The organism is Microbacterium sp. EYE_78, from assembly GCF_023149035.1.
Taxonomy (GTDB): domain Bacteria; phylum Actinomycetota; class Actinomycetes; order Actinomycetales; family Microbacteriaceae; genus Microbacterium.
The window spans coordinates 712115-726725 of record NZ_JAHXMY010000001.1; the positions used below are offsets into that span (position 1 = coordinate 712115).

Genomic DNA, 14611 nt, shown 5'->3' on the forward strand with positions numbered 1-14611 from the left:
TCGGACTCTTCTCAGAGCCGCACGACCTCGGTCACCCGCACGACCGCGGCGCCCTCGTCGACGGATGCCTCCAGGTCGACCTCCGCGCGGATACGCCAGTCGTGGTCGCCCGCCGGGTCGTCGATGATCTGCTCCACACGCCAGACACCCTCGGACGCCGAGGTCTCGTCGATGAGGCACAGCGCGGGGCTGCGCGCGGCACCGCCGGTCAGGATCTCGTCGTGGTCGTCGAAGTATCGGTCGAGGACGTCGGGCCAACCGGCATCCGGATCCAATTCGACCAGCGCATCGTCGTTCTGCAGCGCCGCCAGCTGCACCCGCCGGAACATCTCATTGCGCACCAGCACGACGAATGCGCGCCGGTTCGCGATGATCGACGGCGGCGCGGGCGGCACGACCGGCGCCTCGGGGTCGTCGGCCGGGTTCACGAGCGCGTTCCACTCGTCGACGAGACTCGAGTCGACCTGTCGCACCAGCTCGCCGAGCCACTCGATCAGATCGAGCAGCTCGTCGGTGCGAGCCTCGGCCGGCACCGTCTGCCGGATCGCGCGATAGGCATCGGACAGGTACCGCAGCACCAGGCCCTCGCTCCGCCCCAGTTGGTAGAACGACACGAACTCCCCGAACGACATCGCCCGCTCGAACATGTCGCGGACGACGGACTTCGGCGACAGCTCGAAGTCGCGCACCCACGGCTGACTCGACGCGAACGTCTCGTAGGCCTGCGCTAGGAGCTCCGCGAGCGGCTTCGGCCACGTCACCGCCTCGAGCAGCTCCATCCGCTCGTCGTACTCGATGCCGTCGCGCTTCATCGCCGCGACGGCCTCGCCGCGCGCCTTGAACTCCTGCTGCGAGAGGATCGCGCGCGGGTCGTCGAGCGTCGACTCGATCACGCTCACCACGTCGAGCGCGTAGTGACCGCTGCCGGTCTCGCTGTCGTCCGGGGACAGCAGCTCGATCGCGGCGAGCGCGAACGGCGACAGCGGCTGATTGAGGGCGAAATTCGGCTGCAGGTCGACGGTGAGACGGATGCCGTCGGCATCGGCCTCGACGATGTCCGCCGCCACGAGGGTCCGGAACAGCGCGATCGCCCGGCGGGCGAGCTCGTACTGCCGCGCCTTCGGCTCGTGGTTGTCGAAGACCAGCGAGCGGACGTTCGCGAAGACGTCGCCGCCGCGACCGATGACATTGATGAGCATTGCCGCGGTCAGCTTCAGCTGCGGAGACAGCGGCTCTGGCTCGGCGGCGACGAGGCGCTCGAACGAGCCCTCGCCCCAGTTCACGACCCCCGTCGGCGCCTTCTTGCGGACGATCTTCTTGCGCTTGGCGGCATCGTCCCCGGCCTTCGCGAGTGCGACGGCGTTCTCGATCTCCCACTCGGGCGCCATCACGACGACGCTGCCGTGGGTGTCGTATCCGGCGCGCCCCGCGCGACCGGCGATCTGGTGGAACTCCCGCGCCGAGAGCTGGCGCATCTTCGTGCCGTCGTACTTCGACAGCGCCGTGATCAGCACCGTGCGAATGGGGACGTTGATGCCGACACCGAGGGTGTCGGTGCCGCAGATGACGCGGAGCAGACCGCGCTGCGCGAGCGTCTCGACGAGCCGGCGATAGCGCGGCAGCATCCCGGCATGGTGCACCCCGATGCCGGCGCGGACGAGCCGCGACAGCGTCTTGCCGAACCCCGTCGTGAAGCGGAAGCCGCCGATGGCCTCGGCGATCGCATCGCGCTGCTCCCGGGTCGTGACCTTGACGCTCGACAGCGCCTGCGCCCGTTCGAGGGCGGCGGCCTGCGAGAAGTGGACGATGTAGACCGGGGCCTCGCCGTTCTCGAGCAGCCCCTCGAGCACTTCGTGCACGGGGCGGCGGGCGTAGGAGAAGTCGAGCGGGACCGGGCGCTCGGCGCCCGCGACGTGCGCCACCGGCCGACCCGTGCGTCGCTCGAGGTCGGTCGTGATCGCCGACACGTCGCCGAGGGTCGCCGACATGAGCAGGAACTGCGCGCTCGGCAGGAGCAGCAGCGGCACCTGCCACGCCCATCCGCGGTCGGGGTCGCCGTAGTAGTGGAACTCGTCCATCACCACCTGGTCGACCTGCGCCTCGGGACCCAGGCGCAGCGCGACGTTCGCCAGGATCTCGGCGGTGCAGCAGATGATCGGCGCGTCGGGGTTCACCGACGAATCGCCCGTGACCATGCCCACGGCATCCGGTCCGAAGATGTCGACGAGGGCGAAGAACTTCTCGCTGACGAGGGCTTTGATCGGAGCCGTGTAGTACGTGCGGCCGCCGCGGGCGAGGGATGCCGCGTGTGCCGCGACCGCGACGAGCGACTTGCCCGTGCCGGTCGGCGTCGCGAGGATCACGTGCGACCCCGACGCGAGCTCGAGGACCGCCTCGTCCTGCGCGGGGTACAGGTCGATGCCGCGCTCGATCGTCCATTCGAGGAAGCCCTCGTAGACGGCGTCGGGGGTCGACCCCGCCGGAATGCGGTCCCGGAGCGTCGAGGTCATCCCTCGAGTCTGCCTCACGGGCGGCCTGCCGGCGTGCGGGCGTGAGCGGGCGACGACCCGTTCTCCGGATGGATCGGTCTCTCGCCGGTCGCACGGGGAGTTTCGGGCCGTGAGTCCGGAGAACGGGCCGGACTGTGCCGAGCAGAACGATCTCAGCCTGCGGCGACCCGGCAGGGCTGGCCGCAGGCGACGACGGCCGGGCGCGCCATCGACCGGCCCGGCCCGGCCCGACTCAGGACCGGCCGGGCGTGTGCAGCCGCGCGAGGTAGGCGCCCGCGCGGACGGGGGCGCCGGCACGGTCGGTGAGCGAGACGACGACGGTGACCGCGGTCGCGAGCGGGATGGTCCACGCGGCGGGCTGGGCGAGCAGCGGCGCCGCGGCCCCGACGCCGCCGACGGCGGCGTGCACCAGCAGCGCGAGCCCGCACGCGACGGCGCCGGTCGCCATGCCGGCGACGGCGCCTCGCGCGGTCAGCCGGTCCCACCAGATCGCCAACAACAGGACGGGCGAGAGCGCGGACGCCGCGAACACGAAGACCACGCCGACCGACGCGACGAGCCCTGCCGGCTGCGTCAGCAGGGCGATGCCGAGCGGCACGACGGCCACCACGACCGCGGACAGCCGGAAGGAGCGCACCGAGCCGCTGAAGACGTCTTGGCTGATGACGCCGGCGAGCGACACCGTGAGACCCGCCGACGTCGCCAGGAAGGCGGCGAACGCCCCGGCCACGACGAGCGCGGTGAGCAGTTCGCCCGGCAGGCCCGGGAAGACCCGCGACGGCAGGACGAGGGCGACGGTGTCGGCGACCCCCGGCACCGCGAGGTCGGGCGCGACGACGCGGGCGAGCAGGCCGATGACGCTCGAGACGGCGTAGAAGACGCTCACCATGACGATGACGAGCACGGTCGTCCGCCGCGCCGACCCGCCGGTCGGGCTCGTGTAGAAGCGCACGAGCACGTGCGGCAGGCCCATCGTGCCGAGCAGCAGGGCCAGCAGCAGCGATCCCGCGGCATAGGCGTCGAGGCCCGACGGGCCCGCCTCTGCGGGGAAGACGACGAGCGGGTCGAGCTCGCGCGACCCGCCGCCGACCGCGAAGGCGATGAGCACGGCGGGCACGAGCAGGGCCGTCAGCTTCAACCAGTACTGGAACGCCTGGACGTACGTGATCGCCCGCATCCCGCCCGCGGCCGCGGCGGCCGCCACCAGCACCGCCACGAGGACCGCGCCGACCCAGGGCGGCACGTCGGCCACCACCTGCAGCGTGATGCCCGCGCCGTGCAGCTGCGGCACGATGTACAGCCACCCGATGAGCAGGCACGCCGCGCTCACGACCCGGCGCGCCGAGCGCGATTCGAGGCGCGCCTCGATGAAATCGGGGATCGTGTATGCGCCGCTCCGCCGCAGCGGCGCCGCGACGAACAGCAGCACGAGCAGGTACCCCGCGGCGTAGCCGATCGGGAACCAGAATCCCTCCGAGCCGCTCAGCAGCACGAGTCCCGAGAGGCCGAGGAACGTTCCCGCGGAGAGGTACTCCCCGCTGATCGCCGACGCGTTCCAGACGGGCCTGACGGTGCGGGATGCCACGAAGAAGTCACCCGTCGTGCGCGAGACCCGCAGCCCGTAGACCCCGATGAGCGCCGTCGCGCCCACCACGAGCGCGACGGCGACGAGGTCGAGGACGGCGTTCACCGCTCGTCCTCCTCGCGGAGCGCGCGGTAGCGGCGCTCGTTGCGGTTGGCTCCGCGCACGTAGAGGAGCGCGAATCCGGCGATCGCGGGGTAGAAGCCGAACGCGTGCAGCAGCCACGACAGCGGCACGCCGAACCAGACGATCTGGTCGAGCTCGGGGATCAGCGTGAGCGCACCGAAGAGCGCGAGCATCACGACGACGAAGCCCAGCAGCGTCCCGACCGCGAGCCGCAGCTGCGACCGCCGCAGCGCCCGGGCGTAGGCAGCCTCGACATCGTCGACGGGCGTCCCCGGCAGCGCGATCCCGCGGGTCGGCGCACCGGGGCGGCCCGACCCGGCGGTGACCCGCACCCGCTCGCGCGTCACGGTCGGCGCCAGCTCACGGTCCGCTCCGGCCGATGAGCGCCTCGCGCACGAGCGGCACGAGTCGCCGGCTGACCGGCAGGGCGGCGTCGTCGATCCAAACGGTCGGCTCGGCTCCCGCGAGCCGGACCTCGGTGACGGATGCCGCGCGCACGAGATACGAGCGATGGATGCGGACGAAGCCGGCATCCGCCCATCTCGTCTCGAGCTCCGAGATGGGGATGCGGACGAGGTGCCCGGCGTCGAGGTCGGTGTGGAGGCGGGTGTAGTCGCCCTCGGCGCGCACCCAGCGCACGTCGCTGCGGTGGACGAAGCGGACGGCGGAGCCGACGGTGACGGGCAGCACCTCGTCGGCGTCGGCGGGACGCTCGGTCTCGGCGATGCGGTCGACCGCTCGGCGCAGGCGCTCGGTGCGGACGGGCTTCAGCAGGTAGTCCAGCGCCCGCAGCTCGAACGCGTCGACGGCGTGCGCGTCGTCGGCCGTGACGAAGACCACAGCCGGCGGCGACGCGAGCCCGCGCAGCGCCGTCGCGAGCTCGAGCCCCGACAGCCCCGGCATGTGGATGTCGAGGAAGGCCGCGTCGACCGCACGCTCAGTGAGCAGGCGCAGCGCCTCGGCGCCCGAGGACGCCGTCAGCACCTCGCCGACCCGCTCGTCGGCGCGCAGCAGGAAGGCGAGTTCATCGAGCGCCGGCTGCTCGTCGTCGGCGACGAGGACGTCGATCATCGCCTCACCTCAGCCCTGCCGAATCGTGATGCGGCTGCGACTTCGGGATGCGCATCCGCACCAGGGTACCGGCGCCGCGGTTCGTCTCGACGACGAGCCCGCCCTCGGCGCCGTAGAGCTGGCGGAGCCGGGTGTCGACGTTCCGGAGCCCGACGCCTCCCGCATCGCCCGTGCGCGTCAGGAGCGCATGCAGCTCGTCCGGGTCCATGCCCGCGCCGTCGTCCTCGACCGTGATTTCAGTGTGCGTGGCGGCATCCTCCGATGCGAGGAGGATCGTGCCGCCGCCCTCCCCCGGCTCGAGTCCGTGCCGCACCGCGTTCTCGACGAGCGGCTGCACCGAGAGGAACGGGATGACGGTGGCCAGCGTCTCGGGCGAGATCCGCAGCGTCACGGTGAGACGGTCGCCGAAGCGCGCCCGCTCGAGTTCGAGGTAGGAGTGGATGCTGCGCAGCTCCTCCGCGAGCGTCGTGAACTCGCCCTGGCGCCGGAACGAGTACCGCGTGAAGTCGGCGAACTCCAGCACCAGCTCGCGTGCGCGCGGCGGATCGGTCGTGATGAACGAGGCGATCGCCGTGAGCGCGTTGTAGATGAAGTGCGGCGAGATCTGCTGCCGCAGCGCCCGGAGGTCCGCCTCGGCGAGGGCCGCACGGGATGCGTCGAGCTCGCCGAGCGTCGCCTGCGCGGCGCACCAGTCCGCGACCTCTCCAGTCGCCCGCACGAGCGCCGCGCGCACCGGGGCGGCGAAGGCGACGAGCACGCCGGCGACGGCACCGTCCACCCGGATCGGTGCGCCGACCGCCTCGAGCCCGTCGCCGCCCTCGGCGCGGGGGAACACGCGGCGTTTGCCGGTCTCGGCGACCTGCGCCGCGACGCGGCGGGCCGCGGCATCCAGCCCCTCGGTCTGACCGTCGCGGGCGACGACGACCTCGCCGACGACCAGGACGACGGCGGTGCTGCCGAGCACCGCGCGGAGATGCCTTGCCGCGCGGGCGACGTCGGGCGTCGCGAGCCCGCCGCGCAGATGAGGGGCGGCGAGGCTCGCCTGATGGAGGGCGCGGTACGTCGCCTCCTCGGCCTCGCTGCCCAGGCCGCCCGGTCCGCGGGCGTACCGGCGCGCGAGCAGCAGGAGCGCCGACAGCACGATGCCGCCGACCACGCCGAGCAGGGCGGCGAGGACGACGGCATCGGTCATGCGACGAGCCTAGATCGCGGGCGTCAGCAGCAGCGGGCGCCCGGATTGCGATCCTGGTCGTCCATCTTCTGGCGCCAGAACTGCCGCTCGGTGAGCGGGGCCTCCCCCGGGTGGACGCGGCGGTGGTGGGCCACGTAGGTCTCGTAGGCGGAGTCGCCCATGAGGTTCCTCATGTACCACCGGATGCCGCGGCCCGCCCGGGCGACGTGCTCCCATGCATACGTGACGGTCGACATGTCAGTGCCGGTTCGCCGCGCGCTCGTCGGCCAGGATGGGCTCCCACTCCTTCTCGAGCCCGCGCTCGGACGAGGTGGGGATGAAGCCCGCGGGGGCGAACCGGCGCGACGGCGTCGGCTCGTCCTCGTGGTTCTCGCCCCCGCCGCGGCGGATCGCGGCGATCGTGACGAGCACCGAGGCGACGATCACGATGATGGCGAGCACCACGAACACGATCGACAGGGTGCCCTGCACGAAGGTGTTGCGGATGACCGCGCCCATCACCTCGGGGGTGCCGAGCTCGGTGTTCCCCGAGGCGAGCGCGTCGCGATAGAGGAAGTGGTTCGACCAGTAGCCGATCTTGGGGTCGGGCGAGAAGATCTTGTACGCCGAGGCGGTGATCGTCACGACCGCCGCGAACGCGAGCGGCAGGGCGACGATCCACAGCCACCGCACGAACGACGGCCCGCGCTTGGCGATGATCGCGAGCACCACGGCGAGCGCGATGGCGGCGAGCAGCTGGTTGGCGATGCCGAACAGCGGGAAGAACGTGTTGATGCCGCCGAGCGGGTCGGTGACGCCGAGGATGAGGATCGCTCCCCAGCCGGCGACCATGATCGCCGTCGTGATCCACACACCCGGACGCCACGAGACGTCGCGGAACTTCGGGACCCAGTGGCCGATCGAGTCCTGCAGCATGAAGCGCGCGACGCGGGTGCCGGCATCCACCGCCGTGAGGATGAACAGCGCCTCGAACATGATCGCGAAGTGGTACCAGAACGCCATCATCGCAGGTCCCCCGAGGGCCTGCTGCATGATGTGCGCGAGACCGAGCGCGAGCGTCGGTGCGCCGCCGGTGCGCGAGACGATCGACTCCTCACCGACCGCCGCCGCGGTGTTCGTCAGCACCTCGGGGGTGAGGTTCACCCCGGTGATGCCGAGCGAGTTGACGAAGGCGACGGCGCCCTCCACGGTGCCCTGCGTGGCCGCAGCCGATGCGTTCATCGCGTAGTAGATGCCCTGATCGATCGAGATCGCGGCGACGAGGGCCATGATCGCGACGAAGGACTCCATGATCATGCCGCCGTAGCCGATGAAGCGCGTCTGGCGCTCCTTCTCGACGAGCTTCGGGGTCGTCCCCGACGAGATGAGCGCGTGGAAGCCCGAGAGGGCACCGCACGCGATCGTCACGAACAGGAACGGGAAGAGGGGCCCGGCGAACACCGGCCCGGTGCCCTCGAGCGCGAAGTCCGTCACCGCCGGCACCGAGATCTCGGGGCGGACGAGCACGATCGCCCCGGCGAGCATCACGATGACGCCGATCTTCATGAACGTCGAGAGGTAGTCGCGCGGGGCGAGCAGCAGCCAGACGGGGAGCACGGCGGCGATGAAGCCGTAGATGATGATGCCCCACGCGATGACGCTGCGGTCGAGGTGCAGGAACTCCTGGCCCCACGCCGTCTCGGCGACCCAACCGCCGGCGACGATCGCGCCGATGAGCAGGACGAAGCCGATGATCGAGACCTCGGTGACCTTGCCGGGACGCAGGTAGCGCAGGTACAGGCCCATGAAGAGGGCGATCGGGATGGTCATCGACACCGAGAAGACGCCCCACGGGCTCTCGCCGAGCGCGTTGACGACGACGAGCGCGAGGATCGCGACGATGATCAGCATGATCAGCAGCGACGCGACGATCGCGGCGGTGCCGCCGATCTTGCCGAGCTCCTGCCGAGCCATCTGACCGATCGTGCGGCCGCCGCGCCGCATCGAGAAGAAGAGCACCGTGTAGTCCTGGACGGCGCCCGCGAGCACGACGCCGACGATGATCCAGATGGTGCCGGGGAGGAAGCCCATCTGCGCCGCGAGGACGGGCCCGACGAGGGGACCTGCGCCGGCGATGGCGGCGAAGTGGTGGCCGTAGAGCACCCGTCGGTCGGTGGGGACGTAGTCCTTGCCGTCCTGCTTGACCTCGGCGGGGGTGGCGCGGCGGTCGTCGGGGCGCAGCAGGTGCTTCTCGATGACCTTCGAGTAGAAGCGGTAGCCGATGAGGTAGGTCGCGACGGCCGCGAACACGAACCAGATCGCGTTGACGGTCTCGCCGCGGACGATGGCGAGCATCGTCCAGCCGAGGCCGCCCGCGAGGGCGATGGCCGCCCAGATGACGATCTTCAGCGGCGTCCAGCGGCCGTCTTTCGTCTTCTGCGTCTCGGTGAGGGCGACGGGGGGAAGCGAGGGATCCGGGCGGGCCCCGGCATCCGGGTCGAGCGTGGTGTCCTTGCCACGGCGCGACGGTGCAGACATGGGTGACTCCTTCATGCGCGTCTTTGCGTGCCCCTCACGGTACGGAGAGGGATGCCGAGGTCGTCCCTGCGCCGGCGGCACCGTGCGACGAGCGGCACCGGCGGCGCGACGAACGGCACGCGGGGAGGGGCCGACCAGTGGCGGAGCGCAGGATGCTCTGCGTACGGTGGACCCACACGACAGAGGGAGTCCCGTGGCAGACGACGCCGGCACGACGGTCACGCGCAACGACGAGAAGCACCGGTACGAGATCCATGTCGAGGGCACCGTCGCGGGGTACACGGAGTTCGAGGCCGACGCATCCGGCCGCACCGTGCTCCCCCACACGGTCATCGACCCCGCCTTCGAGGGCCGGGGGCTCGGCAAGGTGCTCGTCGGCGACGCGCTCGCCGACCTGGCGGCTCGCGACGAGGAGATCGTCCCCACCTGCCCCTTCGTTCTCCGCTACCTGGCGAAGACGGAGGTGCCCGGCCTGCGGGTCGCCCGGCGCTCCACCGACGCGGAGTGAGCGGATGACCCGCCTCGACGCCGACCCGACCGAGACGGTCGACGCCCCGACCGCCTGCGACGGCCCGCGGTCGCTGCTGCTGACGGCGCGCGAGGTGCCGCTCGGCGGCGTCCGTGGGATGCAGGTGCATCGGGCACTGCCGCAGCGGGAGCTGCCGATGGTCGGCGCCTGGTGCTTCCTCGACCGCTTCGGCCCGCAGGTCACCACGATGCGGGTCGAGCCGCATCCGCACATCGGCCTGCAGACCGTCACCTGGCCCTTCGCCGGCGAGACCCGGCACCGCGACACCCTCGGCTCCGACGTCGTCATCAAGCGCGGACAGCTGAACATCATGACCAGCGGCGCCGGCATCGCGCACTCCGAGTACTCGATGGGCGACGAGCCGACCGTCACCGACGCGCTGCAGCTGTGGGTCGCGCTCCCCGAGTCACGGCGGCACGGCGGCCCGGACTTCGAGCGGCACACCGACCTGCCGGTGATCGATCTCGACGGCGGGGCTGCGGCGGTGGTCGTGGTCGGCGAGTTCGCCGGCATCCGCTCTCCGGCCACGATGTACACGCCCATCGTCGGCGCTGAGGTGTTCGTCCCCGCGGGGTCCCGTGTGCGGATCCCGCTCGACCCGGCGTGGGAGCACGCCGTGGTCGGCGTTGACGGATCGCCCCTCGTCCACGCGGGCGACGAGCCGGTGCAGGTCGGCGACCACGACCTGCTCTACCTCGGCCTCGCGCGCGACGAGGTCGAGATCGAAGCCCCCACGGACGTCACGGTGTTCCTCCTCGGCGGGGAGCCGTTCGAGAGCGACATCGTCATGTGGTGGAACTTCGTCGGCCGCGACCACGACGAGATCGTGACCGCCCGCGAGGAATGGGAGGCGAATGCCGACCGCTTCGGCCACGTCGTCGGTCACGGCGACGAGCGCATCCCCGCACCGCCCCTGCCGACCGTCCGGCTGACGAAGCGCCGCCGCCGCACCTGATTTTGCACGGCCGGGGCATCGGCGGGCGCCGATAGCCTGGTTCCGTGCCCCGCCGCCCGATCCTGTCCACGCGCGTGCTGCTCGTGTGCGCGGCGATCGGCGTCGCGACGGGGGTCGCCGGCGGCGTCGCCGGGCTCGTGACGCCGCTCGTGATCGCCGCGGCACCCTTCGCCTACGGCATCGTCCTCGGCTCGCACGTGCTGCCGGGGATCATCGCCCAGCAGGTGTTCCGCCTGCCGCTGGTCGCCCTGACCACCCATGTCCTCGCGGCGCTCGTCGCGAGTGCGTTCAACCCAGCCTGGATCGGCCGGTTCCTCGGCACGGCGCTGCTCTTCGGCGCCATCCAGGAGGGTGTCGCCGCCCTCACCCGCTACCGGTCCTGGGGGGTGTGGCGCTTCTTCGCGGCGGCGCTCGCGATCGGCCTCGTCGTCGCGGTCGTCGTGTTCTTCGCCGCGCACCTCGGGAAGCTCGCGCTCTGGGCGCAGATCGCCTACCTCATCGTCTCGCTCCTCGGTCCCGTGGCCTGGACGGCCGTCGGGCTCGGTGTCGGCGAGAGCCTCCGGAAGGCCGGCGTGGCACGCGGAGTTAGGGCAGGCTAAGTTCAGAGGGCACACTCCCCATCGGTTTGGACCCACCGTGACCTCTGCCGCCTCCGGCGCCACGGCGGCCGAGGCGCCCCGCGACGACCGGACGCCGACGCCGCTCCTGCGCGTGCGCGACGTCGCGATCGTCCATGAGGGGGCGGATGCGGCGGTCCCGACATCCGTCACCTTCGACATCCGACCCGGCGAGGTCGTGCTGCTGCTCGGACCGAGCGGGTCGGGCAAGTCGACGCTGGCCCTCGCGACGAACGGCCTCCTCCCCCAGGCCGTCCCGGCCAGGATGACCGGCACGGTCTCGGTCCGAGGCATGTCGACGGTCGACGTCCCCGTCGCCACGCTCGCCGGCCACGTCGGCATGGTGTTCCAGGACCCCGACGCGCAGCTCATCACCGGCACGGTGCTCGACGACGTCGCGTTCGGACCCGAGAACCTGCGCCTGCCCGTCGACGAGGTCCTCCGGCGGACGGAACGGGCGCTGCGGCAGGTGGGCCTCTGGGAACGCCGAGCCGAGAACCCCGACCGCCTGTCGGGTGGCGGTAAGCAGCGCCTTGCGATCGCCTGCGCGCTGGCGATGGGGTCCGAACTGCTGGTCCTCGACGAGCCGACCGCCAACCTCGATCCGGCCGGGATCGAGGACGTCTACGAGGCCCTGCGCGCTGTCGTCGCCGACGGCCGCTCGATCCTCCTCGTCGAGCACAACCTCGACGCCGCCGTGGGACTCACCGACCGCGTCGTCGTGCTCGACGCGACGGGACGGACGGTCGCCGACGGCGGCGTCGACGAGATCCTGCGCGAGCGGGCCGAGGACCTCGAGGCGATGGGCGTCTGGCTGCCGGTCTCGACGATGGCCGCACTCGCCCTGCGGCGGGCGGGCTGGGACCTGCCGCGCGTGCCGCTGACGCCCGACGAGCTGCGCGACGCGCTGGAGGCGGCCGAGGCTCCTGCGGCCTCCGTACCGTTCTCCGGATCAGCGAGGCTCCCGGCCGCTGCGGCGTCCGATGACGACCCGTCCGTCCGGAGAACGGCACGCCCCGTGATCGAGGTGCGCGGTCTCACGCTCCGCCGCGGCCGGCGGACCGTCCTCCACGAGATCGATCTGACCATCGGTGCGGGTGAGTTCGTCGCCGTCGTCGGCGCGAACGGCGCCGGCAAGACCACCCTCGTGCAGACCATGGCGGGCGTCATCCCGCCGCCGCGCGGCACCGTGCGGATCGACGGCGTCGACGCGGCGAGGACCGCGCTGCGCGACCTCTCGCGCCGCATCGGGTTCGTCTTCCAGAACCCCGAGCACCAGTTCATCGCCCACACCGTCTTCGACGAGCTCGCGCACGGCCTGCGCGGTCGTGGCCTCCAGGGCGACGCCGTCGCCGCGCAGACCACGGCGATGCTGGAGCGGTTCGGACTGGAGGGCAGGGCCGACGTGCACCCCTTCCTCCTGTCCGGCGGGCAGAAGCGCCGCCTCTCGGTCGGGACGGCGCTCATCGGAGGCGCCCCGATCCTCGCGCTCGACGAGCCGACGTTCGGCCAGGACCGCGCCCGCGCCGACGAGCTCCTGCGCCTGCTGCGCGACCTGCACGCGACGGGCACGACGATCGTCGTCGTCACCCACGACATGCAGCTGGTCGCCGAGTACGCGCATCGTGTCGTCGTCGTGCACAATGGCCGGGTGCGGGCGGATGCCGCCACCGCCGACGTCTTCGCCGATGAGGCGCTGCTGCGCGAGACGGGCCTGCGCCGCCCGCCGCTGCAGGCCGCGCTGCGGGGCGTGACGCGGCATCCGGATCTCGCCGGGGCGACCGCGCTGCGGGACCTCACCGGGGGCAGGCCGTGACCGCCGTCGTCGATCCGTACGCCGTCGCCCCGCCCCGCGGGGCGCTCGCCGCGCTGAACCCGCTCGCGAAGCTGGTGGGCCCGCTGCCGGCGATGCTCGCGCTCGTCTTCGCCCGCGACCTCCTCACCCCGCTCGTCTTCCTCGGGGTCGCCGTCGCGCTCGTCCTCATCGGTGCGCCGCTCACGCGGCGGACGGCGGCGGTGCTGTTCGTCGCGATCCCCGTCGGCGCGGTCGTCGTCGGACTCTCCCTCGGCCTGTGGGTCGACCCCTCGCAGGTGGACGACACCCCGGCGATCGTGTCCGTCGGCGACTGGACGCTCCACGCCGGCGCGGTGCAGGTCGGTCTCGCCACCGGCGCCCGCCTCGCCGCCATCCTCGCGCTCGGTCTCATCGTGGGGCTCACGACGGCCGGGGCCGATCTCGTCCGCGCGATGGTGCAGCAGCTGCGGGTGCCGTACCGCATCGGCTACACGGCGCTCGCGGCGTTCCGGTTCGTCCCGCGCTTCGCGTACGAGCTCGAGGTGATCCGACAGGCGCACCGCGTCCGCGGGGCGCACGGCGGGCGCGGACCGTTCGCCGCGATCGCCCGATGGTGGGGGTACGTCGTGCCGCTGCTGGCCGGCGCGATCCGGCACGCCGAGCGGGTCGCCCTCGCGATGGACGCCCGTGCCTTCGGGGCGCACCGCGACCGGACCGAGCGGTACCGTGTGCCGTGGCGCGCTCGCGACACGGTGTTCGTCGCGGTCTTCTGGGTCGCATCGGCCGCCATCCTCGTCGCCCTGTTCCCCTGGTCGCTCTGACCACTCGCACCGACCGAAGGATGCCGATGGCCCGCGCCAGCGCTCTCGTGAAGCCCGCCCAGCAGGAACTGCTGCATCTGACCGTGCTGCGCACCGAGCGGCTCGCGCCGCACTGGATGCGCGTCACCCTCGGCGGGGGCGAGATCGAGAGGTTCACGCCCCTCGGCTACGACCAGTGGTTCCGCCTGTTCCTCCCGGTCGGCGGCGAGGCGGGCCTCGATCGGATCCCGGCGAAGGCGAACAGGCTCATCGGCTACCTCCGCTACCTGCGCATCCCCGAGGGCGAACGGCCGGTGATGCGCAACTACACCGTCCGCGCGTTCCGCCCGGCGACGACGGATGCCGGAGCCGAGATCGACGTCGACTTCGTGCTGCACGGGCACGGCGACGCTGCGGGACCGGCATCGTCGTGGGCGGAGCGGGCGCAGCCGGGCGAGAGCGTCGTGATCATCGACGAGGGGCTCGGCTTCAACCCGGCGCGCGGGGTCGACGAGGTCGTCCTCGTGGCCGACGAGACCGGCGTGCCCGCCGTGGCCGGCGTGCTGGCCTCGCTCCCGGCCTCGGCGACGGGGACGGCGATCATCGAAGCGCCGACGGCGGACGACGTCCTGCCGCTCGCCGGGCCCGCGGGGGTCGAGGTGCGCTGGCTCGTGCGCCGGGTGGATGCCGCGCCCGGCACGCTCGCTCTCGCCGAGCTGCAGCGGCTCGCCCCGGCATCCGCTGCCCACCACTTCATCGTGGGTGAGCAGAGCCTGCCGACGTCCGCCCGCCGCCACCTCGTGGCGACCGGCATCGACAAGGCGGCGATCAGCTTCATCGGGTACTGGCGCAGGGACGCCGCAGCGCACGCGGAGGCCACGCCGCGACCGGCCTGACACCGGGTCTCGTGCGGCGCG

The 14611-nt window shown here is 72.3% G+C and carries 13 protein-coding genes; 6 read left to right on the top strand and 7 right to left on the bottom strand.

The genetic code is table 11. The features are described from left to right. Positions 1–11 precede the first annotated feature (11 nt). From KZX17_RS03380 to KZX17_RS03410, 7 genes are all read right to left on the bottom strand, one after another. Positions 12–2510, bottom strand: a complete 2499-nt coding sequence (locus KZX17_RS03380) for an RNA helicase (RefSeq protein WP_248170756.1) — start codon at positions 2508–2510, stop codon at positions 12–14. Positions 2511–2742: 232 nt separating this feature from the next. Next, the gene (locus KZX17_RS03385) at positions 2743–4200 is read right to left on the bottom strand and encodes a cation acetate symporter (protein ID WP_248170755.1); all 1458 of its coding nucleotides are present in this window, start codon (positions 4198–4200) and stop codon (positions 2743–2745) included. After that, entirely contained in the window at positions 4197–4565 is a 369-nt protein-coding gene (locus KZX17_RS03390; protein WP_248170754.1) for a heavy metal transporter, read from the bottom strand. The genes KZX17_RS03385 and KZX17_RS03390 overlap by 4 nt, the downstream gene beginning before the upstream one ends. Positions 4566–4578: 13 nt before the next feature. Next, positions 4579–5289 (bottom strand): LytTR family DNA-binding domain-containing protein, encoded by a 711-nt coding sequence (locus tag KZX17_RS03395; protein WP_248170753.1) that lies wholly within the window; start codon positions 5287–5289, stop codon positions 4579–4581. A 4-nt stretch (positions 5290–5293) separates the two neighbouring features. Continuing rightward, positions 5294–6481 (bottom strand): sensor histidine kinase, encoded by a 1188-nt coding sequence (locus KZX17_RS03400; protein ID WP_248170752.1) that lies wholly within the window; start codon positions 6479–6481, stop codon positions 5294–5296. Between the two features lie 23 nt (positions 6482–6504). Next, the gene (locus tag KZX17_RS03405; protein WP_248170751.1) at positions 6505–6717 is read right to left on the bottom strand and encodes a YbdD/YjiX family protein; all 213 of its coding nucleotides are present in this window, start codon (positions 6715–6717) and stop codon (positions 6505–6507) included. A 1-nt stretch (position 6718) separates the two neighbouring features. Further along, positions 6719–8998, bottom strand: coding sequence for a carbon starvation CstA family protein (locus tag KZX17_RS03410; RefSeq protein ID WP_248170750.1), 2280 nt, complete (start codon positions 8996–8998; stop codon positions 6719–6721). 193 nt (positions 8999–9191) lie between these two features. On the opposite strand from KZX17_RS03410, the gene KZX17_RS03415 reads away from it, so the two are divergent. The 6 genes from KZX17_RS03415 to KZX17_RS03440 are packed head-to-tail and all read left to right on the top strand — an operon-like array spanning position 9192 to position 14590. After that, entirely contained in the window at positions 9192–9506 is a 315-nt protein-coding gene (locus KZX17_RS03415) for a GNAT family N-acetyltransferase (RefSeq protein WP_248170749.1), read from the top strand. A gap of 4 nt (positions 9507–9510) precedes the next feature. Continuing rightward, positions 9511–10482, top strand: a complete 972-nt coding sequence (locus KZX17_RS03420; RefSeq protein WP_248170748.1) for a pirin family protein — start codon at positions 9511–9513, stop codon at positions 10480–10482. Positions 10483–10526: 44 nt separating this feature from the next. Then, on the top strand, positions 10527–11081 hold the full coding sequence (locus KZX17_RS03425; RefSeq protein ID WP_248170747.1) for an ECF transporter S component: 555 nt from the start codon (positions 10527–10529) through the stop codon (positions 11079–11081). A gap of 37 nt (positions 11082–11118) precedes the next feature. Further along, on the top strand, positions 11119–12915 hold the full coding sequence (locus KZX17_RS03430) for an ABC transporter ATP-binding protein (RefSeq protein WP_248170746.1): 1797 nt from the start codon (positions 11119–11121) through the stop codon (positions 12913–12915). Continuing rightward, positions 12912–13715, top strand: coding sequence for an energy-coupling factor transporter transmembrane component T (locus tag KZX17_RS03435; protein ID WP_248170745.1), 804 nt, complete (start codon positions 12912–12914; stop codon positions 13713–13715). Before KZX17_RS03430 ends, KZX17_RS03435 begins: the two co-directional genes overlap by 4 nt. Positions 13716–13741: 26 nt before the next feature. After that, on the top strand, positions 13742–14590 hold the full coding sequence (locus KZX17_RS03440; RefSeq protein WP_248170744.1) for a siderophore-interacting protein: 849 nt from the start codon (positions 13742–13744) through the stop codon (positions 14588–14590). Positions 14591–14611 lie beyond the last annotated feature (21 nt).

Excerpts from the sequence above, each read along its gene's own strand:
- KZX17_RS03380 (WP_248170756.1), bottom strand. The coding sequence starts at position 2,510 with ATGACCTCGACGCTCCGGGACCGCATTCCGGCGGGGTCGACCCCCGAC.
- KZX17_RS03405 (WP_248170751.1), bottom strand. The coding sequence starts at position 6,717 with ATGTCGACCGTCACGTATGCATGGGAGCACGTCGCCCGGGCGGGCCGC.
- KZX17_RS03400 (WP_248170752.1), bottom strand. The coding sequence starts at position 6,481 with ATGACCGATGCCGTCGTCCTCGCCGCCCTGCTCGGCGTGGTCGGCGGC.
- KZX17_RS03395 (WP_248170753.1), bottom strand. The coding sequence starts at position 5,289 with ATGATCGACGTCCTCGTCGCCGACGACGAGCAGCCGGCGCTCGATGAA.
- KZX17_RS03440 (WP_248170744.1), top strand. The coding sequence starts at position 13,742 with ATGGCCCGCGCCAGCGCTCTCGTGAAGCCCGCCCAGCAGGAACTGCTG.
- KZX17_RS03420 (WP_248170748.1), top strand. The coding sequence starts at position 9,511 with ATGACCCGCCTCGACGCCGACCCGACCGAGACGGTCGACGCCCCGACC.
- KZX17_RS03410 (WP_248170750.1), bottom strand. The coding sequence starts at position 8,998 with ATGTCTGCACCGTCGCGCCGTGGCAAGGACACCACGCTCGACCCGGAT.